The 21,093-nt window shown below is 70.0% G+C and carries 15 protein-coding genes; 6 read left to right on the top strand and 9 right to left on the bottom strand.

Annotated elements, in window-relative coordinates; all coding sequences use genetic code 11:
* Positions 1–10: 10 nt before the first annotated feature.
* Positions 11–808 (bottom strand): SDR family NAD(P)-dependent oxidoreductase, encoded by a 798-nt coding sequence (locus ABD156_RS39455; protein ID WP_344286145.1) that lies wholly within the window; start codon positions 806–808, stop codon positions 11–13.
* Between the two features lie 15 nt (positions 809–823).
* Positions 824–1,540, bottom strand: coding sequence for an SDR family NAD(P)-dependent oxidoreductase (locus tag ABD156_RS39450; RefSeq protein ID WP_344286144.1), 717 nt, complete (start codon positions 1,538–1,540; stop codon positions 824–826).
* A 142-nt stretch (positions 1,541–1,682) separates the two neighbouring features.
* Between ABD156_RS39450 and ABD156_RS39445 the strand changes: the two genes are divergently transcribed.
* The 3 genes from ABD156_RS39445 to ABD156_RS39435 are packed head-to-tail and all read left to right on the top strand — an operon-like array spanning position 1,683 to position 5,979.
* Positions 1,683–3,554 (top strand): primary-amine oxidase, encoded by a 1,872-nt coding sequence (locus ABD156_RS39445; protein ID WP_344286143.1) that lies wholly within the window; start codon positions 1,683–1,685, stop codon positions 3,552–3,554.
* Positions 3,555–3,576: 22 nt separating this feature from the next.
* Positions 3,577–4,365, top strand: coding sequence for a molybdenum cofactor biosynthesis F family protein (locus tag ABD156_RS39440; RefSeq protein WP_344286142.1), 789 nt, complete (start codon positions 3,577–3,579; stop codon positions 4,363–4,365).
* A 3-nt stretch (positions 4,366–4,368) separates the two neighbouring features.
* Complete coding sequence (locus ABD156_RS39435) at positions 4,369–5,979, top strand: amidohydrolase (protein ID WP_344286141.1); 1,611 nt, start codon at positions 4,369–4,371, stop codon at positions 5,977–5,979.
* Between the two features lie 24 nt (positions 5,980–6,003).
* Here ABD156_RS39435 and ABD156_RS39430 read toward each other — a convergent pair whose 3' ends face one another.
* Together ABD156_RS39430 and ABD156_RS39425 are read right to left on the bottom strand one after the other, a co-directional pair.
* The gene (locus tag ABD156_RS39430; protein ID WP_344286140.1) at positions 6,004–7,479 is read right to left on the bottom strand and encodes a hypothetical protein; all 1,476 of its coding nucleotides are present in this window, start codon (positions 7,477–7,479) and stop codon (positions 6,004–6,006) included.
* A 30-nt stretch (positions 7,480–7,509) separates the two neighbouring features.
* Positions 7,510–8,949 carry a GMC family oxidoreductase gene (locus ABD156_RS39425; RefSeq protein WP_344286139.1) on the bottom strand — a complete coding sequence of 480 codons (1,440 nt, stop codon included), beginning with the start codon at positions 8,947–8,949 and terminating at the stop codon, positions 7,510–7,512.
* A gap of 142 nt (positions 8,950–9,091) precedes the next feature.
* Here ABD156_RS39425 and ABD156_RS39420 point away from each other — a divergent pair, with 142 nt between their 5' ends.
* Complete coding sequence (locus ABD156_RS39420) at positions 9,092–10,528, top strand: aldehyde dehydrogenase family protein (protein WP_344286138.1); 1,437 nt, start codon at positions 9,092–9,094, stop codon at positions 10,526–10,528.
* A gap of 45 nt (positions 10,529–10,573) precedes the next feature.
* On the opposite strand, the gene ABD156_RS39415 is transcribed toward ABD156_RS39420, so the two are convergent.
* The 5 genes from ABD156_RS39415 to ABD156_RS39395 all read right to left on the bottom strand — a co-directional run bounded on the left by ABD156_RS39415 (position 10,574) and on the right by ABD156_RS39395 (position 19,295).
* A complete protein-coding gene (locus ABD156_RS39415; RefSeq protein WP_344286137.1) occupies positions 10,574–11,548 on the bottom strand; it encodes an alpha/beta hydrolase in 975 nt (324 codons plus the stop codon).
* Positions 11,545–12,825 (bottom strand): hypothetical protein, encoded by a 1,281-nt coding sequence (locus ABD156_RS39410; RefSeq protein WP_344286136.1) that lies wholly within the window; start codon positions 12,823–12,825, stop codon positions 11,545–11,547. The genes ABD156_RS39415 and ABD156_RS39410 overlap by 4 nt, the downstream gene beginning before the upstream one ends.
* The gene (locus ABD156_RS39405) at positions 12,822–16,604 is read right to left on the bottom strand and encodes a protein kinase domain-containing protein (protein WP_344286135.1); all 3,783 of its coding nucleotides are present in this window, start codon (positions 16,602–16,604) and stop codon (positions 12,822–12,824) included. Before ABD156_RS39405 ends, ABD156_RS39410 begins: the two co-directional genes overlap by 4 nt.
* Positions 16,605–16,664: 60 nt before the next feature.
* Positions 16,665–18,020: a serine hydrolase domain-containing protein gene (locus ABD156_RS39400; RefSeq protein ID WP_344286134.1), complete on the bottom strand. Its 1,356-nt coding sequence runs from the start codon at positions 18,018–18,020 to the stop codon at positions 16,665–16,667.
* Between the two features lie 87 nt (positions 18,021–18,107).
* A complete protein-coding gene (locus ABD156_RS39395; protein WP_344286133.1) occupies positions 18,108–19,295 on the bottom strand; it encodes an amidohydrolase in 1,188 nt (395 codons plus the stop codon).
* Between the two features lie 151 nt (positions 19,296–19,446).
* On the opposite strand from ABD156_RS39395, the gene ABD156_RS39390 reads away from it, so the two are divergent.
* Together ABD156_RS39390 and ABD156_RS39385 are read left to right on the top strand one after the other, a co-directional pair.
* Positions 19,447–20,316, top strand: coding sequence for an oxidoreductase (locus ABD156_RS39390; protein WP_344286189.1), 870 nt, complete (start codon positions 19,447–19,449; stop codon positions 20,314–20,316).
* A gap of 208 nt (positions 20,317–20,524) precedes the next feature.
* The gene (locus ABD156_RS39385) at positions 20,525–21,076 is read left to right on the top strand and encodes an HAD family acid phosphatase (protein WP_344286132.1); all 552 of its coding nucleotides are present in this window, start codon (positions 20,525–20,527) and stop codon (positions 21,074–21,076) included.
* Positions 21,077–21,093: the final 17 nt, after the last annotated feature.

Raw genomic sequence — 21,093 nt, 5'->3', positions numbered from 1 at the left:
CATTATCGGACTACATCCCCGCCCGCTCAAAGGCCAACGTGGGCAAGTCGACAGCGTGCGCCCCGCCGTCCGCCACCAGCACCGCACCGGTGATGTAGGACGACTCCGAAGACCCGAGGAACCGAACAATAGAAGCAATTTCCTCCGGCTCGGCAGGCCGCCGCAACGGCACCTCAGCAGTCACCCGCCGGTACCCCTCGTCGTGCCCGCCGTCGAATCCGGCCGCCTCGGCGAACTGCTCCATCTCGCCGTCCGCCATCGGCGTCCGAACCCACCCGGGGCACACCGCGTTGGCCCGAACCCCGCGAGGCCCGTAATCCCGGGCAATAGACCGGGTCAGCCCGATCAACGCGTGCTTGGCCACCGTGTACCCGGCGACATTGGGCCCGGCGAACAAACCGGCCAGCGAAGAAACAATCACGACCTGCCCGCCGCTTTCCACCAGGGAAGGCAACGCGGCCCGGCAAAACACGAACGCACTGGAAAGATTGGACCGGAGCGCGATTTCCCATTCCTCGTCCCCGGTGTCCACCACCGAAGACAGCCCATGCCCGCCGGCATTGGCCACGATCACGTCCAGCCGCCCGTACTTCTCGAGAATCTCCGCGATCGCCGCCTCCGCGTCCTCGCGAACACTGGCGTCGCAAGCGATCACATGTGCACCAGTCTCCGCAGCGACCTTCTCCAGCGGCTCCCGCCGCCGGCCCAGAACCACGACCTGTGCGCCTTCGCCGGCGTACCGCCGAGCAACCGCAGCCCCAATGCCCGTCCCTCCGCCGGTAATCGCCACGACCCGCGTGTCTGCCATCGTTATTTCTCCCTTTCAAGCAGGAAACCCAGACCGAGCCGAATAGCCGAAGTCGGCGAGCAAGGCCTGTCCGTTCACCGTCCGCGCCCGCGCGGAAGCCAGATACACCACCTGCTGGGCGACCTCCTCGGCCGCCTGCACCGGAAATCCCGGTTCGTCCAGCAGATCCCCCAAATCCCCCCGCGCCATCGGCGTATCGACCACCGACGGGCACACGCAATTGACCCGGACGCCGTCGAACTCCACCGACAACGCCCGCGTCAACGACACCACCGCGCCCTTCGACGCGCAGTAGGGCACCATCCCCGGCGCGCACACGAACGCCGAATCGCTGGCCAGGAAGACGATCGAGCTCCCGTCTCCCAGCCACGGCCGCGCGTGCTTCGCGACCAGGAACTGCCCCAGCACGTTCACCGACATGACCGCGGCGAAGTCCGCGGCGCTGGTCTCCGCGAGCGGCCGTCCGACCGGCCCGGAGATCCCCGCGCAGCCGACGACCACGTCGATTCCGCCGAACGACTCCGCCACGAGCTGCACCGCCGCGGCGACCTGCCCTTCGTCGGTAACGTCCGCCCGGGCCGCGACGACCTCCCCGGGCAGCGACGGCGGCCGGACCCGATCCACCACCCCGACCCGCGCGCCCTCCGCCAGGAACGCCCGCGCGCAGGCCAGCCCGATCCCGGACGCGGCGCCGGTGATCAGCACGGCCTTGCCGTCGAGGTCCAGTCGCATGGAGCAATCCTGCAGCAACGGCCCTTCCGGGGATTGGCAGCGAGTGCATCCTTGTTGTCAGCGACCGCACGACCCCCCGAGCCCGGCTACCGCTACCCCCGGGCCACCGCGAACACTGCGGCGAGGAGCGCGAAGGGACACCATGAGCAACGCACACCCCCACCCCCTTGACCCGCTGACCGCCGACGAGCTCGCGGCAGGCCGGGCCGTGCTGGAGGCACAGGGGCTCGTCACCGACACGACCCGGTTTCCGCAGGTCCTCCCGGTGGAGCCGGACAAGGCCGCCGTACTGGCCGGTACTGAGACCGACCGCCGGATCCAGTTCACCCTGCTCGACACCGCGACCGGCGAATCCGCCGACGCGATCGTCTCGGTGACCGGCGAGACGCTGGTCAGCCACGAGAAGTGCGGCGAGGGCCAGCCCCCGTATCTCTTCGAGGAGTACGACCTGGCCGAGGCCATCACCAAGGCCTCCCCGGAGTGGCAGGCGGCCATGCACCGCCGCGGTCTCGGCGACCGCATCGAGCACGCGTTCTGCGCCCCGCTCGCCCCCGGCTACTTCGGCCGCGAGGACGAGACCGGCCGGGTCATCCGTTCGCTCACCTTCCTGCGCGAGGACGACGCCGACAACCCCTGGTCCCGCCCGGTCGAGGGCCTGGTCGCGCACCTCAACCTCACCGAACAGCGCGTCCTCCGGGTCGAGGACGAGGGCGACACTGCGGTCCCCCAGGACTCCGGCCGCTACGGCCACGACCCCGCGCGGACCACGCTCAAGCCGATCGAGATCACCCAGCCGGAAGGCCCGAGCTTCCAGGTCGACGGCTCGCTGGTGACGTGGGAGGGCTGGCAGCTGCGCGTCGGGTTCAACGCGCGCGAGGGCCTCACCCTGCACCAGCTGACTTTCCAGGACCGCTCGGTGCTGTATCGCGCGTCGGTGCCGGAGATGGTCGTCCCCTACGGCGACACCTCGATCGGCCGGTTCTGGATCAGCTACTTCGACGCCGGCGAGTACCTGCTCGGCAAGAACGGCAACAGCCTGCGGCTCGGCTGCGACTGCCTCGGCGTCATCCACTACTTCGACGCCTTCCTCGCCGACGACCACGGCCAGCCGGTGCGCGTGCCGAACGCGATCTGCATGCACGAGGAGGACTACGGGATCCTCTGGAAGCACACGGATCTCGACGGCAACGCCGAGGTCCGCCGTTCCCGCCGGCTGGTGATCTCGTCGATCTCCACCATCGGCAACTACGACTACGGCTTCTTCTGGTACCTCTACCTCGACGGCACCATCGAATGCGAGGCCAAGGCGACCGGCATCGTCTTCTCCGGCGCCGCCGAGCCAGGTTCCGCGCATCCGCACGCTTCCGAGATCGCGCCCGGCCTGTTCGCTCCGGTGCACCAGCACCTGTTCTGCGCCCGGCTCGACTTCGCCGTCGACGGCCAGCGCAACTCGGTGTACGAAGTGGACGCTGTCGGCATCCCGATCGGCGAAGAAAACCCGTACGGCAACGCCTTCACCTGGAAAGCCACCGAACTGCGCACCGAGCAGGAAGCGAAGCGGAACGCGAACCCGGCGGCCGCTCGGGTGTGGGAAGTCCGCAGCACCGAACACACCAACCGGCTCGGCGCGCCGACCGCGTACCAGCTCGTGCCGCGGCCGTCGGCGACCCTGATGGCGCAACCGGAATCGACGGTCTACCAGCGCGCGACGTTCGCCACGAACCACCTGTGGGTCACGCCCTATGCGCCCGGCGAACGCTTCCCGGCGGGCGACCGCCCCAACGCGCACCCGGGCGGGGCGGGCCTGCCCGCGTGGACGGCGGCCGACCGGTCCGTCAGCGACACCGACGTCGTGCTGTGGCACGTCTTCGGCCCGACTCACATCCCGCGCCCGGAGGACTGGCCGGTCATGCCGGTCGACTACTCCGGATTCATGATGCGCCCCTACGGGTTCTGCGACCGGAACCCGGCACTCGACCTGCCCTCGGCCGCCCACGGCCACTGTGACCACTGAACACTGAGGAAGGCTTTACTCCATGCCCGCGACCAACCTGTCCGACACCTCCACCTGGCTCCCGCTCGACGGTCTCGCTCCCGGCTTCGACGCCAACAAAGCGGCCACTGTGGACGATCTCGACAACCAGTCGTTCACTTTGGACTGTGCCGACGGCGGCACCTTCTCGATCAGCTTCTCCAGCGGCCGCGCGTCGTGGAACGAGGACGGCGCCACCGGCGAGACCGCGTCCGAGACGTTCCTCGTCGACGCCGGGCTGTTCTACGTGCAGTTCCACCCCGGCGCGGAAACGTCGTTCAGCCTGCTGCTGGACGTCCGCCAGGGCCGCGCGCTGGTCATCACCAGCACGATCGGCGACGGACTTCCCCGGGTGACGCAACGGTTCCGTCCCGCGACCATCCAGGGCCGCGAGGCGCACGGCGAGGAGATCGCGCCCAGCACGGCGTTGATCGGCCGCCGCGTGCAGTGGGTGTACAGCGAAGAGCACGCGTACGAGCACGTCTACCTCACCCCGCACTGGTACAGCTGGCAGTGCCTCTCCGGTCCGGAGCGCGGGCTCGCCGACACCGACGAGAACTCCGTCTACCAGATCCGGCCCGGGATCTACGTGTTCACCTGGCGCGAGAAGGTCATCCCGTGCGCGTCGGTGACCGTGGCCGACCACCGGAACGTGCGGGAACTGCGGTCGCACGGTTCGCTGTTCGGGCTGGGCGAGGACGGCAAGACGCCGACGCACTTCACCTTCGGCGCGTACGGCCGGCTGCTCAGCAACACCGTCTATTCGCCGGACTACGACCCCGCTGGACAGTGACCCGTGGCGCCTGAACTGCTCCTCACCAACGCCACTGTGTACACAGTGGACGAAGATCGGCCGTGGGCGACCTCGCTCGCGGTGGAGAACGGCCGGGTGACGACCGCGGAAGCCGGTCCGGACACCGAGGTCCTCGATCTCGGCGGCGCGTTCGTGCTGCCCGGCTTCGTGGACGTGCACAGCCATCACGCGCTCGCCGGCCGGGAATTGTTCGAGCTGCGCCTGAAAAGCGGCTCGGGTCTCGACGAAATCCTGGCCGCGGTAAGGGAATGGGCAGCGGGACTCGACCCGGACGAATGGGTGGTCGGCGGCGCCTGGCCGTCCACTTTGGCCTCCGAGCTCGGCCACGATTCCGTGCGGCGGGCGCTGGACGAGGCGGCGGGCGGCCGTCCGGTGGTGCTCATCGAGGACAGCAGGCACAACCGGTGGGCGAGCAGCCGGGCGCTGGAACTGGCCGGGATCGACGCGTCCACTCCGGACCCGGCGGGCGGGACGATCCACCGAGACCTGACGAGCGGCGCGCCGACCGGTTTGCTCATCGAGACCGCGGGCTTGGCGGTGGAGCGGGCGATGCGGGACACGCGCGCGCTCACCGCCGAGCAGCACGCCGAGGCGTCGCGCCGGGCGATCGAAATCCTGCACTCGTACGGCATCACGGCGTTCCAGGACGCCGGCGCTACCATCGACATCCTCACCGCGCTGAAAACCCTTGACGACGCTGGGGAACTGGCCGCGTGGGTAGTGTCGTCGATGCTGGTGAACGACCCGATCTTCGGCGCGGACCCGATCGGCAAGCCGCTGCTCGACCGCGCCGCGGAGTACCGCAGCGAGCACCACCGGCCGGACTTCGTGAAGATCTTCCTCGACGGCACCCCGCCCGCGCACACCGCGGCGTTCCTGGAGCCGTACCTGCACCACGAGTGCTTCTGCGGCGACATCACGATGGCACCGGAGGAACTCGCGGATTGGCTGGACGTCGCGGTCTCGGCCGGTCTTTCGGCGAAGATCCACTGCGCGGGCGACGCGGCCGTCCGGGCCACTTTGGACGCTGCCGGCGCCCTGCGCGCCCGCGGCGACTACACGACGAAAATCCAAGTGGCGCACGGGCAGTTCATCCACCCGGACGACCTGGAACGGTTCGCGACGCTCAACGTGTCGGCGGACATTTCGCCGTTCCTGTGGGTGCCCGGCGTGATCCCGGACGCCATCTCCCAGGTGATCCCCGCCGAACGCGCGGCGCGAATGCAGCCGAACCGCGCCCTGCTGGACACCGGCGCACTGGTCGCCGGCGGTTCGGACTGGCCGGTGAGCGAATCCCCGAACGCCTGGGAAGGCATCGAGGGCCTGATCACCCGGCAGGACCCGTACGGCAAGCATCCGGGGAGTCTGTGGCCGGAGCAGGCGATCACGCTGGCCGAGGCGATCCAGGTGTTCACGCTGAACTCGGCCCGGGCGTGCGGCCTTGACGACGTGACGGGGTCGCTGACGCCGGGGAAGTCGGCGGATTTCGTGGTGCTGGAACAGGATCCGTTCAAGACTCCGGCGGATCAGCTGGCCCGGATCACGGTGCGGGAGACGTGGTTCGGCGGCAAGCGGGTGTTTACGCGGGATTAGGGCTCGTGCGTGGTTATGCCGGTTCTAACCGGCATAACCACGCACGACCTCCTCCACCGTCTCGCCGCTCTCCCCGCGCACCAACAGCACCAAGCGCGCGGGTACGCCTGCCGCGGCGTAGGCGGCCAGCCGGTGGTGCCCGTCAAGCACGACGCCCAGCACGAACCGTTCCGGCCACTGGGCGCTGATGTACCGGTCCTCCGCCCAGGCCAGCAGCAACGCCGCCGGACGCTCGCCGCGGGCGATGGCTTCCGCGTACCGGTCGATTGTCACCTGGTCCAGCGCGTCGAGCGGTTGCGACGGAACCACGCTGCCGTACGTCGGCATCTCGCCGGGAATCGCTTGTGGGAGCTGGAAATGCTCGATGCCCGGCCAGTCCGGGTCTCCCTCCCACGCACTGCGCGTCTCGGTTCTGCGCATCGACCACCACGACTGCTCCAGCGTCCGCACGCGTTCCAGCGGCAGATCGGCCAAGAGCATCCGGTAATGCCCAGTCTCCAACTCCTGGAGCAGCGGCTCCAGCGCGCGCACTGTCGCCGCGGTGAGTTCGCGGGGCGCAGCAAGGACTTCCCGCACCCGGGCGGCACCGGCCAAGGCTTCAGCGGGACCGAAGCCGAGCAGGTGCAGCGTTGATTCACAGGTCTCGCACCCCGAGCCGACGCCGAATCGCGCCCGATCCCCGACGTACAGGGTCTGCTCCCAGCGCGGCCACATTGATCCCGGCAGCGACGGGTCGAACTCGACGCGCACCCGAGCCCGGCCTTCGTCGACGGAAAACCGCAGCGCGGAAGGAGAATCGACGGCGACGTCCCGCACCTCCGGGACTGGCCCGACGGTCAGGTCGAGCCCTGCCCACACCTGGCGGATGTCGTCCGGCGACGGGAGCAACGGGGACCGCCCGGTGAGCCGGACCAACGCCCGGTGGACGTCCCAGGCATTCTGCTCCGGTCCGTTCGCCAGCCAGTCGAGCAGCACCGGAACCGCGGCCGGATCGCCCATCTCCTCCAGCGCGACAGCCAAGAAGATGTGCTTGAGCCCGGCGACCGCGAAAAGCCGCCGGGCGATCGGCACCGTCCATTCGCGCGCGCCGAGCCGAGCCAGCGCGAGCGCCGCCCGGCCGCACCGGTTGTCGTCTTTCAGCAGCGCACCGAGCGCCTTCGCCCGCCGCCGGTTCCCGGACAATCCTGCCGCGTCGATGACCGGCGGCTGATATCCCAGTTCCTTGATCAGCTGATCCAGCACGGGCTCGGGCACCGGCAGGCCCCGGTGCACCACCGATGCCAGCAGACTGGCCGTGCGGAGCCGGATCAGCAGGTCGAGCAGGATCGGATCGCCGTCCGCCCCGAGCAAGTCCAGCAGGTACTCGAGGTGTCGCCGCTGGTCGTCGTTCGCCGCCGGGTACAGCTCTCCCGCGCGCGCGGCCAGCGTCTCCGGTCCCGAAGGCGGGTCGGCGGCCAAGGCGGCGAGCATCGGATAGTCGGCGGCGAGAAGATCATCCACGCGACGAGCCTACTGCCGCATTCACCCGAATTACGCCAGCAAGAACTCCGCCACCCGCTCCCCCATCAACACCGCGGGCGCGTTCGTGTTGCCGCTGATCACCCGCGGCAGCACCGAAGCGTCCGCGACCCGCAGCCCGGACACCCCGCGCACCGCGAGCGTCGGGTCCGTCACCGCCAGCTCGTCCGTTCCCATCCGGCAGGTGCCCACCTGGTGGTGGTAAGTGATCGCCGTGCGCCGGACGTACTCCCGGACATCCGCCGGCCCCGGGTACAGCTCCCGCGCGCCCCACTTCTCCGCCAACGCGGGGGCGCTGCCGATCAACCGGCACTGCTCCACCGAAGCGACCAGGCTCTCGAAGTCCGCCGGGTGCGCGAGCGCGGCGAGATCGATGAGCGGCATCTCGGCCGGATCCGTGCCGCGCAACCGCAGCGTGCCCCGGCTCTGCGGCGTGATCATGCCCGCCATCAGCGAAAACCCGGTCTCCGGTCCGGTCATCCACGGCTCGTACATCGGCACGCTGAAGTGGATCGGCTGGGTGTCCGGCACCTCCAGACCCGGGCGGCTGCGCCAGAACAGGTGCGTCTGCGTCACCGAAAGGCCGGTCTGCGGCGGCGCGACCTCGCGCCGGTCAGTGGCGAACACGACCGGCGACAGCAGATGGTCGTGCAGGTTCTCGCCGACACCCGGCAGGTCCGCGACAACGTCCAGGCCCAGCGCGGCGACGTCGTCGGCCGGGCCGATTCCGCTGCGCAGCAGGATCGCCGGGGACGCCAGCGCGCCGGCGGCGAGCACGACCTGGTCGGCGAACAGCGGCTCCAGGTTGCCGTCGATCTCCGCCAGGACGCCGATGCAGCGATCACCCTCGAAGAGCACCCGATGCACCAGCGCGCCGGTGTGCACAGTCATCTGCTCGGCGACCGGCTCGGCGTAGCAGAGCCAGGTGTTGCGCCGCCGTCCGCCGGCCATGGTGACCTGCTGCACGGAGATGCCGTCGAGCACACCGCTGTTGTAATTGTCGTTGAACGGCAGGCCGATCTCCTGCGCGGCGTCCACAATGGACTGCTGGATCGGCTGCAGCGGATCGTGCTGCTCCAGGTCGAGCAGGTCGCGTTCGATCCGCTCGTACACCGGGCGCACGTCGTCCCAGGCCCAGCCGGGCAGGTCCCACCCGTCGTAGTCCGCCGCCGCGCCGCGGACCCAGATCATCGCGTTCAGCGAATGCGAGCCGCCGAGCACCTTGCCGCGCGGCAGGTGCAGCCTGCGGTTCCCGGCGTGCGGCTGCGGCACCGTGTAGTAGTCCCAGTCCTCGGCGGCGTGCCACAGCTCCCCCGCGCGCGAAGGGTCGTGGATCGCCGCGTTCGTGTCCGGTCCGCCCGCTTCCAGCAGCGTCACCTTCGCGCCCGCGTCGACCAGCCGCCGGCACACCACCGAGCCCGCCGAGCCCGCACCCACCACGATCACGTCCATGTCCTGATCCTGGCCGGTCCCCCGGCCCCGCCCGGCATTGTCTTCACTCGCCGACAACGGGCGTGCCCTCGCGGACAAGACCGCCCGGCCGCCGCGCGCCGATACTCGGAGGCGACCAGAAGATTTGGGACTAGGGAGCGCCATGCCGACACGCCTGTTCATCGACGGTCAGTGGACCGAGGCCGGCGGGGAGCCCATCCCGACCCGCGATCCGGCCACCGGCACGGTTCTCGAAGACGTCGGGACGGCGACCCAGGCCGACGTCGACGCGGCGGTCGCCGCCGCCCGCCGCGCGCTGACCTCGCCGGAGTGGGCCGGGCTCGCGCCGGTGCAGCGCGCGAAACTGCTGTTCCGCCTCGCCGACCTCGTCGAGCAGCACCACGAGGAACTCGCCGCGCTGGAAACCCGCGACCAGGGCCAGCCGATCGGCATCTCACGCCAGGTGAGCGTCACCGGCGCGGCCGAGCACCTGCGCTATTTCGCCGGCTGGGTCACGAAAATCCAGGGCACCACCAACCCGGTTTCGTTCCCGGACACCCTGCACTACACGCGCCGCGAGCCGGTCGGCGTGAACGCATTGATCACGCCGTGGAACTTCCCGCTGATGATCCTGGTGTGGAAGCTCGCACCCGCGCTCGCCACCGGAAACACCGTGGTGATCAAGCCGAGCGAGGTCACGCCGCTGACCAGCATCCGGCTGGTGCAGCTGGCCGAACAGGCCGGCATCCCCGCGGGCGTCGTCAACCTGGTCACCGGCGACGGCCCGGTGGGCGCGATGCTGAGCGCGCACCACGACGTCGACCACGTCTCCTACACCGGCTCCACCGCGGTCGGGAAGCTGATCACCGCGGCGAGCGCGGAGTCCAACCTCAAGCGGCTGACCCTCGAACTCGGCGGCAAGGCCCCGAGCATCATCGCCGCGGACGCCGACCTGGACGCCGCCGTCGCGGGCAACCTCGCCGGCGCGACGTTGAACACCGGCCAGGTCTGCGCGGCGTACACGCGGTTCTACGTCGACCGCAAACGCGAGCAGGAGTTCGTGGAGAAGATGGCCGCCGGACTCGCCGGGCTGCAGGTCGGTCCCGGCTTGGAGGAGACCACGCAGGTCGGCCCGCTCGTGTCGGACAAGCACCGCAAGCACGTGGCGAAGCTGGTGGCGACCGGCCGCTCCGAAGGCGCGGACCTGGTCACCGGCGGCTCGGAGGTCGACCGCGACGGCTACTTCTACCAGCCGACACTGTTCGCGGGCGTCACCGACAGCATGACGATCATGCGCGAGGAGATCTTCGGCCCGGTGCTGGCGGTGACGCCGTACGACGACCCGGACGAGCTGGTCGCGCGCGCGAACGACACGCAGTACGGCCTCGCCGCGACCGTCTGGACCCGCGACATCCGCACGGCGCAACGCTATGCGGACGGGATCCGCGCGGGGGCGGTGTTCGTGAACATGCCGCCGATCCCAGACATGGCCGCGCCGTGGGGCGGGTACAAGGCATCGGGCTGGGGTCGCGAGATGGGGCCGTGGGCGCTGGACGCGTACACCGAGACGAAGGCGGTTTGGCTGCACTACGGCTACTGAACGCCTTCGGGGCTCGGCGGTCTTTCTCCGGCTGCCGAGCCCCGTTCAGCGGGCCAGTTCCGCCAGCGACAGCAGCAGATGCGCCGACTCCGGGTACCAGATGTCCGAATGCGCCCCGGCTGGATTCCACCAGCGCCCGCGCCGGAACCGCCATCCCGACTCGACATTGACGATCCTCCGGTCCATTTCGGACCGTGAGTAGGCCGTGTCCACTTTGTGCAGTACCGTATTCGCGATCTCGCCGACCGGGACTTTCACCCCGGCATTCCCGATCCCCGGCACGCCTTCCGCCAGCCGGTGCCACAATCCGGTGGCCCGGTCGGCACGGGAACGGGTGAGCACGATCGGCCCGTTGATCGGCGCGTCGCGCAACACCGGGGCGAACCGGTTGGTGAAGATGTCCGGCCGCGCGGCCATCTGGAACACCAGCAGAGTGTCCACAGTGTACGGATAACGCGGATCCGCCCGGTCCCATCCGAGAACCGGCGGACCGTCCCCGGCAGCGGCCTGCACCGCTTCCACCGTGAACCGGCCGCCGAAGGAATGGCCGACGCAATGCAGATACTGACCGGTGACAGTCCGCAAACTCGGCGCACTGCCGGGCAACTGCCGTTCCGCGTTCAGATATCCGAGCAGCTGGCCAAGCGCCTCCGCGGCCCGCCCGTCTGTGGTCATCTTGTGTGCCCGGTCGCGGATCCGCCGGTAGCCGGTCAGGAACGGATTGCTCATCGACGGCCAGCGCACCATGACGTAAAACCCTTGCCACGCACCGAGTCCTTCGTACGATCCGGCCGCGTAGCGCTCTTCGATCAGGCCGAAGAACTGCCGGGCCCGCCGGTCCGCGGTCTCCCGATTGTTCTGCCAGCCGTGCACGAACACGACGATGTCGGTCGCCTTCGCCGGGACTTCCAGCCACCGGGCCAGAAACCGCGGCGTCGCCTCGGCGGGCACTGGCCGTCCGGTTTCCGGATCCACGAAATCGCCGTGCTCGTCGAGGTCCAGGATCACCGGTTCGGTCACGGTCGCCCTTCCTGCCACAGATGCACATCGATCCCGCGGTACAGCGAAAACATCAGCCCGAGCGGATTGTGGTGGTCGTCGGCGAACGAGCGCGCCAGCGAGCGCACGATATCGCCCAGTTTCGCGCCCGAATCGATGAACTCGGTGAACAGCCGCTGCGAATACTCCCGCGCGAACGCGGGCGGCAGGTCGATCTGCGGACCGATCAGGCAGCGTCCGCCGTTGCCCAGCAAGGCTTTGCCGAACGCCGAGTAGAACGCCGACGTCACCTGCCCGCCCTGGCACGCCCCGACGTACACGAACGGCCGCGTCGGCAGCGGCGCTTCCGCCAGCCACGCGATCAAGTCGGTGCCGTAGATCCGTTCGCCGTCGCCGAGCTTGAGATACGGCTGCTCGACCAGGCCACCGGAACCGCTCACCTTGCCGTGACAGCCGAAATATGTGACGTGGTCGGCGAAATCGCGGCTGCGGAAGTGCGCGGCGAGCGTTTTCTTGTCCGGCCGCAGCACCACCTCGGCCCGGCCGTGGAAGAAGTCGACCACTGGCGCGATGTAAGGCGTGTCCGGGAATTGCTTGTCGACGCCGTGGTCGACATTGAGCCCGACGACCGGTTTCCCGCCGTCCACCGTGATCCGCGCGTCGAAGTCGTCGACCCGCGAGAAGGTGTGCTCCACGACGTGCCGATAGCCCCAGAACCCCGCCAGAGACCAGTTTTCGTCGTCCGGGTACTCGTCTGGCCCTCGCGGTGACGTGTACAGCATTCCCCACGGCACGATCAGGCTGTCCGATTCGATGCTGATCACGTTCTCGCCCTCGGCGAGCGCCAATTCCAGCAGCGAACGGATCCGCCGCAGCCCGTCGTCCTGACCGGCGAACAGCAGCCGGTACATCAGGTAGCCGGCCTCGGCGAGCGCGAAACCCGCGCGCCGCAACAGTTCCGGCCGCGCCGACAGGTCCCAGCCGTCGGCGAACGGATACCGGCGCGGGCCGCGTTCGGTCTGCTCGGCGAGGTCCACAATGTGCCGCTGCCACGTTTCGCGGAGGATGTCGATCCGGGAATTCAGCTCGCCGAGACTGTGCGTGATCCGGCCCTGATACCCGCCGCCGCCGTCCTCCGGGAACGCGCTGCCCCAGGCCTGCACGAGAAGCCCTGGCACACCAGGGAATTCGAGGAACCGAAGATTGACCGTCCGCGCCCGGTTGTACGGCGGCACCGCGACGCGACTCAGCCCGGCGGTGTTGTCGACGGTCACCTCGGCGCTCAGCTGACGGGTCATGACGGCACCTCCACCGGCAGCGCGGCCGCGATTTCCAGGAGCAGCTGGGCGTCGTGCTCGCGGTAGATCCGGAACACCAGCCGCAACGTCCCCGGTTCAGCCGGGACGACCCCGAACGCCGCCGGTTCGCGCAGCCGGTCGCCGGTGATCCAGCCGACCCGCGACACCGGCACAGCCGTTCCGGGCGCGGCGTCGAGCAGCACCCGGACGCGCACCACGTCCGACTGTGCGGGCGCGGGTTCCTTGCGCCGCACCGAAACCGCGACTCCTACCAGCTGCCCGACGAGGACCGGGCCGTCGGACTGGCACTCGACGGTCGCCTCGAGCAAACCCGGAGCAGGCGGCGGAGCGTCGTCCGGCGGTCTCGCGCCGATCGCCCGCAGCCCGGCCCAGATGACGCGCTGGGAGTCGAACGGATCCGGCCCCGGGTCGAGGTGATCAGGCCGCACCGGATAGCCTACCCGGCCGGTGCGCCAGGTACCGGGCCGCGGATCAGCCCGCCGGGAATCAACACGCCGCGAATCGACCCGACGCGAGTCCACTCGGCGGGAATCCACCCGACGCGACTCGACCCGGCGCGAATCCACCCGACGAGAGTCGACCCGACGCGACTCCACCCGACGGGAATCGACCCGGCGCGACTCGACTCGCGCGCTGAGCACCGCCCCGTCCGCAACCGGATCGGGAGCCAGCAGGTCGGTCTCGTAGGCCTCCTCGACCGGCGGCGGCTCCGCGGCGGCCGGAGCCCGCGTCCGATACCGCACCGAAATCCGCTCCGACAGAAAGTCTTCCCCGTCCAGCGGCCCGCGGAAACTCACGAGCCCGCTCTCCGCGTCGACGATGTCCACCAGCAACCGCAACCGGCCCAGCACGGCCTCGTTCCCCTGCGCGGTCGCCAAAGCCACCGCCGAGCCCAGCGCGTCCAGCGCGGAGTCCAGATTTCCGTTGCGGTACGCGGAAAGCGCGGTCTCCACCTCGGCCGCGAGCCCTGGCGGCCCGGTCGGCACCGGGGCCGCTTGAGCCGGATCGTCGGTCAGCCGCACGTACACGTGCGCTGCCTCCGACTGCGCGGTGTCCTGTTGCGCCCAGAGCGTGACCAGCACATTCTCTTCCCCGGTCGCCATTCTCGACGGCACGAGAAAGCTCAGCGCGTAACTCCTGGTTTCCCCCGCCGCCCACTGCCCGAGGTCGAGCACCGAATCGCTGATTCGCCGCTGTGGCAACGGCATCAGCGTTTCCGCCGGCGTCGTCTGGCCGACCCAGTACAGCACGCACCCCGGCAGCTCTCGCACGAACAGCCGCATCGAACCGCCGCCGGAGCCCGCCGTGACCACGACCTGCACAGTCGTGGTCGAAGCGTGCCGCGGCAGGTAGTCCGGGTGGTGCACCACGATGGCCGGCCGCCAGGAAGGACCCGGTTCGGGAACTTTGGCCTGGCGCACCCGGCGCGCATGCTCCCGCAGCATCGACCACGCCCGATTCGAATGCGTCCGGTAAATCTGCGCTAGGTCGTTCCGCACCTGGCGAAGGTCAGGCAGCCGGGCAGCAGCCGAAGGTTGCCCCGGGGCCAGCCGCAGCAGCACTTCCCCGACCACCGCGGTGAGCCGGTCTTGTTCGTCCTCGTCCAGCTCCAGTTCGCCGAGCCGGGACCAGGCAACGGCGGCTTCGTCCACACTGGACAGTTCCGTGGCGAGCGCCCGCACCGCGCCGACCCGAGCCGCCGTGCTGGCGGGCACCTCGTCCAACACCGCGGCCGCGCCGACGCGATCGCCGCCCCTGAGCCGGATCCGGGCAAGCCCGAACGCCGCCGCGACCATGGCCCGGTCGCAGGCCCACACCGCCCCGTAGTAGCGCGCCGCGGCCCCGGCCGAGCCCCGCAGTTCCGCGCAGAAGCCCAAGGCCAGCAACGGTGCCAGCTCTCCCGGCAGCTGACTCGCGCACTCCCGGTACTGGCTCTCCGCGTCGTCCAGCATTCCCGCGTCCAGCAACACCCCAGCACCTCGCCAGGTTTCCCCGACCTCCTCGGACCCGGTGAAAATGGCGATGGGCAAGGCCTCCCGGACGTCGTCGAGCCGCAGCGCGTCGTCGGCGCGCAACGGCGGTTCCGCCGCCCAGTGATGCCACTCCGGCACCCCGAGTCCCGCGACGGCGAGCCCGCGGGGATTGCCGAACTGCCGGGACGCCGCCGGACGCGGCACGCGAGTGCGCTGGCTGAGCAACTGCCGCAGCACCCCGCGCAGCTGCTCGGCCATGTCGTCGGCGGTCGCGAACCGGTCGGCGTAATCCGCGGTCGCCCGGTCGATCAGCGCCCGCAGCATCTCCGTTCCGACGCTGTCGTCGAGGGAACAGGCACGCAGCAGCTCCTCCAGGGTGCGGCCGAGCGAATAGAGATCCGAACGGACGCTGACGCCGTCGCGGTCCAGCTCGGACCGCGACGGCTGATACGCCGGGGTGGCGACGAGCACGCTGTCCCGGTCGTCCCGCCGCCGCATCGAGCCAAGATCGACGAGCGTGATCCGATCGCCGTCCTGCAGCACGTTGTCCGGTTTCACATCGACGTACAGCAGCCCTCGCTGGTGCAGGTACCCGAGCGCCTCCAGCAGCTGCAGCCCGTACGCGGCGACATGCTCCGGGCGCAGCCGTTTCGCGCGGCGGGCCACCGTCCGCAGCGAAATCCCGCGCACGTATTCCATCACCAGATACCCGATCGGCCGGCCGGTTTCCGGGTCCGGGTCTTCGACGTGCGCGAGGGTGCGGACGACGTTCGGATGGTCCAGTCCCAGCAACTGCGGGACGATGGCGGATTGCGCGGCGGCCAGCGCGCCGTCGCGATCCCGTTCGCCGATCAAGCCTTTGAGCACCACGAACCGGCCGCCGTCGGCCTCGTCGCGGGCGAGATAGATCCAGCTGAACCCGCCGTGCGCGATGCAGCCGACGACCGAGTAGCGACCGGCGACGACCATGCCGGGCTCCAGCGACGGCAGGAAGCTGAACGGCGTGCCGCACTGCACGCAGAAGCCGCGCTTCCGGCCGATCCGCGCGCCCTCGCCGCGGCCCACCGGATTGCCGCATTCCACACAGAACCGGTGCCGCTCCGGCAGCGCCGAGTCGGGGAGGACGGCGTCGTACGGGTCGGGCACGATCGCTTTCGGCAGCGCGACCCGCAGGTCTCCGGTGTCCGGCGGCGGCACGCTGCCGGTGCGGACGAGGAGTTCGTCGAGCCGGTCCTCGATCACCGAATCGTCGGTCACCCATTCGCGCAGCTGCGGGAAGTACGCCAGCACCGTGTCCGCCGGAACCAGCCGCACCGCGTGGTCGACCACCACGATGCCGAGCAGCCGCCCGGTGCGGCTGTCGAACACCGGACAGCCGGACAGGTCCGGGTCGACGCGGCCCTCCAGCACTGTGAGCGGGACCCGCTCGCCGTCCGGCACGCCGGTGGTGGCGCGCACCCAGATGCCGTAGCCGAGGCGGAGGGGAAGGCTGTGGATCCGGACTTCCCGCCCGGATTCGACCTTGCGCCGGAGCAGGGCGCCGCGGCGCACCGGAGTCTCCAGTTCGAGCAGCGCCAGGTCGCCGCGCGCGCCCGCGAGCGGCGGGACCAGCCCGGCCAGCGACGCGGACCCCGCCGATCCGACCCGGAAAACGGTTTCGTCGCGGGCCGCCCGGGAGCAGGTCAGGACATACCGGTCGCCGATCAGCACGCCGGCGCCGAGGAGGCGGCCGTCGGCAGCGTGGATCCGCGTCTGCCCCGTATTCCACCCCAGATCAGCGGCCACGGGGTAAAACCTTACCCGGCGACGGCCGCCGGATCGTTCAGTTCGGGCAAAGCCGTCCGGTCACTCGGCGCGACGGGTCGCCCTCCCCGAATGGACGTATCGCGCGCGGCCGGAGCCGTCGTCGCCGAGGAAGACCAGGGGCAGGTGGATCCCGCCCTGTGCCTCGCGGAGGATCAACGTGTCGCCTTCGAGGAAGACCAGCTCGGATTTGCTGGCGGAGCTCAATTCCGCGGCTGTCCCTTTAGGACGTTGCTCCAGCCAGACCCGGCCGTCGTCGTCCTGGGAGACCACGAGATCGGCGACTGTGCTCGCGTAGGTGCCGAGATACCGATCCGCGGCGAACGCTTCCGGCTCGGACGGCGGACGCGGCGGCAGCGACACCTCGACGCCCCCGAATTCCTTGAGCAGCGCGGGAACGAGGTCGGCGTACAGGCTCATCGCGTCGCCGCCGTTGGTCAGCAACGCCACCGCGAGGTCGCTTTCGGGCACCAGCCGCAGGAACGCCGCCTGGCCGATCGTGTTGCCGTCGTGGCCGTAGACCTGGCCGCTCGGAGTGTCGAACAGCTCCCAGCCGAGACCCCAGGCGTCGCCCATGATGCCGAGCGGCGGGAGGTCGACCTGCCGCCGCAACATCGCCGCGGCGCTCTTCGCGCTCAACACTTCGCCACCGCCCGCGAGGTGCATGCGAGCGAAAGCGAGCAGATCCGCCGCGGACATCGCGAGCGACGAACCGGCCGGACCGTTGGACCGCAGCATCGACCAGAACGGCGCGGGCACGAGGTCAGCCCCCGGCTCGGGTTCGAGATGCCCGATCGCGGCGCGATAGCGGATCGCGTCGAGGGCGTTCGGGGAAAACTGCTGGAGCTTGAGGGGTTCGGCGAGGTGCTCGCGCAGGCAATCCTCGTAATGCTTGCCGCGCAACACTTCCACCAGCCGCCCGAGGACGACGTACCCGGCGTTGTTGTAGGAGAACAGCTCCCCAGGCGGGAAAAGCTGGGCGACGCCGTCGAGAGTCGCGACGAATTTCTCGACCGCGTCGTCGCCGGGCCCGGTGTCGGTGAAGAGATCGCCCTCGAATCCGGCCGTGTGGCTGAGCAACTGGCGCACGGTGATGGCCGCGTCGCCCAGCTTGACGTCGGGGAGGTACTGCCGGATCGGGGCGTCGAGGTCGGCCAGGCCCTCGTCCACGAGCTGCAGGACGAGGGTTGCCGTCCAGACCTTGGTGATCGAGCCGATTTGGAATACCGAATTGGCGGTGGCGGTGACGCCGGTGCCAAGATTGAGCACCCCGGCGGCCGCGGTGGCCGTCTCCTCGCCGACGGCCACCGCGATGACCGCGGCGGGGACCTGGTGGTGTTCCAGCAGCGCGGGGAGGTCCTGCTCCAGCCGCCTGCGGAGAGCGTCGAGCTTGTCCATCCCGGGAAGCTATCGCTCCGCTGAGGCGAAAACTTCGTCTCCCGCTACGGAAAAACCGGCGGCATGCTGGAGCAACGGACGAACTGCTCAGACGAGCAGTTCGCCGTCCCGGACCACGACCCGGCCACCCGCGATCACCAACGAACGCACCGGCACCCGCATCAACGCGTCCGGCACGTTCTCCGCCGCCACCAACACCACGTCCGCCCGGCAACCCGGCGCCAGATCATGCCGCCCACGACCCACAAACGACCCCGCCCGACGCGTCGCCAGCTCCACCGCCGCCACCAGATCCTCATCGGTCCGCAGCCCGTGCAACCGCGCGAAGCCGAGCGCGATCTGCAGCACGTCGCCGTCGCCGTACGGGGACCACAGGTCGCGGATTCCGTCCGTGCCGAGGCCGACCGGGACCTCGCGCGCGGACAGCTCGGTCCACGGCAGCGGGGCCGTCCGCACCGGAGCGACAGTCGCCAGCGAGATGCCCGCCTCGGTGATCCGGTCGAGCAGCGCCGCCTGCCGCGCCGGGGGAACCTCGCCGAGCGCGAAGCCGTGCGACACGGTGACCTTGCCCTGCAGTCCGGTGCGCACCGTCCGGTCGGCGATCAGCTCGTACTGGAACGCGCCCAGCTCGCCGCCGTCGTGCAGGTGGATGTCGAGGCCGACGCCGCGTCGCTCGGCGATCTCGAACAGTCCGTCGAGCTGGCCGACCGGATCGCGGTCGATGCCCGCCGGGTCGAGGCCGCCGATCCAGCCGGCGCCCGCCGCCGCGGCCTCGTCGAGCAGTTTGAGCACGCCGGGCCGGCGCAGCACGCCGTCCTGCGGGAAGGCCACGATCTCGACCTCCACCGCGCCGCCCAGCCGCTGCGCGGCCTCCCGCACGATCTCAATACCGCGCAGGCCGAGCCCCAGGTCGACGTCCACGTGGCTGCGCGCCGCGGTGGTGCCGTGCCGCAGGAACTCGCGCAGCACCGTCTCGGCGACCTCGACGCTCGGGATCCCCAGCTTGTCCCGCTCGGCGCGCTCGTGCGCGATGCGGCCTTCGGTGCTCGCGACGCCGCCGTAGGAGACCCACGGCTTGCCCCACCAGCTCTTGTCCACGTGCGCGTGAGAGTTGACGAACCCGGGCAGCGCGAGCAGGCCCGCGCCGTCGATCTGTTCGCCTTCGACCGGGGCCGAACCGGCGGGCCGGACGTCGGAGATGCGGTCGCCGTCGAGGACGATGTCGGCCAGGTCGCCGCCCCACGGGCGCACGCCGGTCACAGTGAGAGAAGCCATGATAATGGTATACCAAATTATCGGGCCGCTGTCCCGCGAGCCTGGCCCTGACACTCCCAGGACCGAGGGGTACTGGCCGCGCCGCGCCCTCGGCAGCACCATGGACGGCAGCCGCGGCGGCACCGGCGCGGCGAGAAAGAAGGGCGGAACATTGACCGACAACCTCCCCGGCGGGACGTTCACGTTGGCCGGGCGCACCGTCGCCCGCCTGGGATACGGCGCGATGCAGCTGGCCGGCCCCGGCGTCTTCGGGCCGCCGAACGACCGCGACGAGGCGCTCGCGGTGCTGCGCACGGCCGTCGAACTGGGCGTGAACCACATCGACACCGCTGACTTCTACGGGCCGTACGTGACGAACGAACTGCTCCGCGAAGCGCTCGCGCCGTATGACGGGCTGCAGATCGTCACCAAGGTCGGCGCGGTGCGCGACGACCAGGGCGGCTGGATCCACGAGCGCTCGCCCGAGCAGCTGCGCGACCAGGTGGAGTCGAATCTGCGCAACCTCGGCGTCGAGGCTCTCGATGTGGTGAACCTGCGCGTCGGCGGCGGCGAGGACGGACACTCGCCGGTGTCGGGCTCGCTGGCCGAACCGTTCGGCGCGCTCGCCGAGCTGCGCCAGGAAGGCAAGATCAAGGAACTCGGCGTGAGCGTGGTCGACGCCGAACAGGTGGCCGAAGCGCAGTCGATCGCGCCGGTGGTCACCGTGCAGAACTGGTACAACGTGGCGCACCGCGGGGACGAGAAGCTGATCGAATCCCTTGCTGCCCAAGGTATTTCCTACGTCCCGTTCTGGCCGCTCGGCGGGTTCAGCCCGCTGCAGTCCTCGACGCTGGACGACGTCGCCGCTCGGCTCGGCGCGAGCCCGAAGGCGGTCGCGCTGGCCTGGCTGCTGCACCAGTCGCCGAACATCCTGCTGATCCCCGGCACGTCGTCGGTCGCGCACCTGCGGGAAAACGTCGCGGCGGCCGACCTGGAACTGCCCGCGGACGCCTTGGCCGAATTGGACACTATCGCCGGATAACGGCGGATCGGGGTGATGATTGTCCACCGGCGTCGACAATCATCACCCCGAATCGCGGCGGAAAACTCGCCCGGAGTTTCCGGTGAACGGACGGCGAATTTCCCTCCGCTGCCGCGCAATTCACCGACGAACGACGGTGCAGCGAAAGTCCCGGCGAGATTAGCGTTGCTGGTGGCAATTTCCGCCACGCTAAGGAGAAAACGCGCCGATGAACGTCAAGAGCGCCTGCGCCGCGATTCTCGCCGTCGCCGGGCTGATCGCCTCCCCGGCCACCGCGTCGGCCGCGGTGGCCGACCTGCCCAGCTACGAACAATGGCAGTCCGACGTGCGCGAAGCCGTCGACCCGGCCATTCCGTGGCTGACCGACCGGGTCGCGCGAGGCGGGTCCAAGCTGGCGATTGTGCTGGACATCGACAACACGTCGCTGGAAACCGAATACCATCCCGGCGAACCGAACAAACCGGTTCTCGCGGTCGCCCAATGGGCAGGCCAGCACCACGTGTCCGTCCTGTTCGTGACCGCGCGGACCAGTTCCTCCTCGGCGCGCAAGCAGTTGAGCAGCGCGGGCTACCCGATCGACGCGATCTGCACCCGCGAATCCGGCGAGGGCACCGCGGAGGGCAAGCAGCGCTGCCGCGCCGACCTGACCCAGCAGGGCTACACGATCACGGCGAACATCGGCAACCGGTCCACCGACCTCGAGGGCGGGGACTACGAAAAGGGCTTCAAACTGCCGGACTACGACGGCCAGCTCTCCTGACTCGTGAGTGGCGGTGC

The sequence above is a fragment of the Amycolatopsis albidoflavus genome (assembly GCF_039525725.1).
Taxonomy (GTDB): Bacteria; Actinomycetota; Actinomycetes; order Mycobacteriales; family Pseudonocardiaceae; genus Amycolatopsis; species Amycolatopsis albidoflava.
The sequence above is the reverse complement of the archived record's forward strand: the minus strand, read 5'-3'. Positions and strand labels throughout refer to the sequence as shown.

Coding starts and splice junctions, on each gene's coding strand:
- ABD156_RS39420 (WP_344286138.1), top strand. CDS start 9,092: ATGCCGACACGCCTGTTCATCGACGGTCAGTGGACCGAGGCCGGCGGG.
- ABD156_RS39425 (WP_344286139.1), bottom strand. CDS start 8,949: ATGGACGTGATCGTGGTGGGTGCGGGCTCGGCGGGCTCGGTGGTGTGC.
- ABD156_RS39450 (WP_344286144.1), bottom strand. CDS start 1,540: ATGCGACTGGACCTCGACGGCAAGGCCGTGCTGATCACCGGCGCCGCG.
- ABD156_RS39385 (WP_344286132.1), top strand. CDS start 20,525: ATGAACGTCAAGAGCGCCTGCGCCGCGATTCTCGCCGTCGCCGGGCTG.
- ABD156_RS39440 (WP_344286142.1), top strand. CDS start 3,577: ATGCCCGCGACCAACCTGTCCGACACCTCCACCTGGCTCCCGCTCGAC.
- ABD156_RS39455 (WP_344286145.1), bottom strand. CDS start 808: ATGGCAGACACGCGGGTCGTGGCGATTACCGGCGGAGGGACGGGCATT.
- ABD156_RS39445 (WP_344286143.1), top strand. CDS start 1,683: ATGAGCAACGCACACCCCCACCCCCTTGACCCGCTGACCGCCGACGAG.
- ABD156_RS39410 (WP_344286136.1), bottom strand. CDS start 12,825: ATGACCCGTCAGCTGAGCGCCGAGGTGACCGTCGACAACACCGCCGGG.
- ABD156_RS39400 (WP_344286134.1), bottom strand. CDS start 18,020: ATGGACAAGCTCGACGCTCTCCGCAGGCGGCTGGAGCAGGACCTCCCC.
- ABD156_RS39395 (WP_344286133.1), bottom strand. CDS start 19,295: ATGGCTTCTCTCACTGTGACCGGCGTGCGCCCGTGGGGCGGCGACCTG.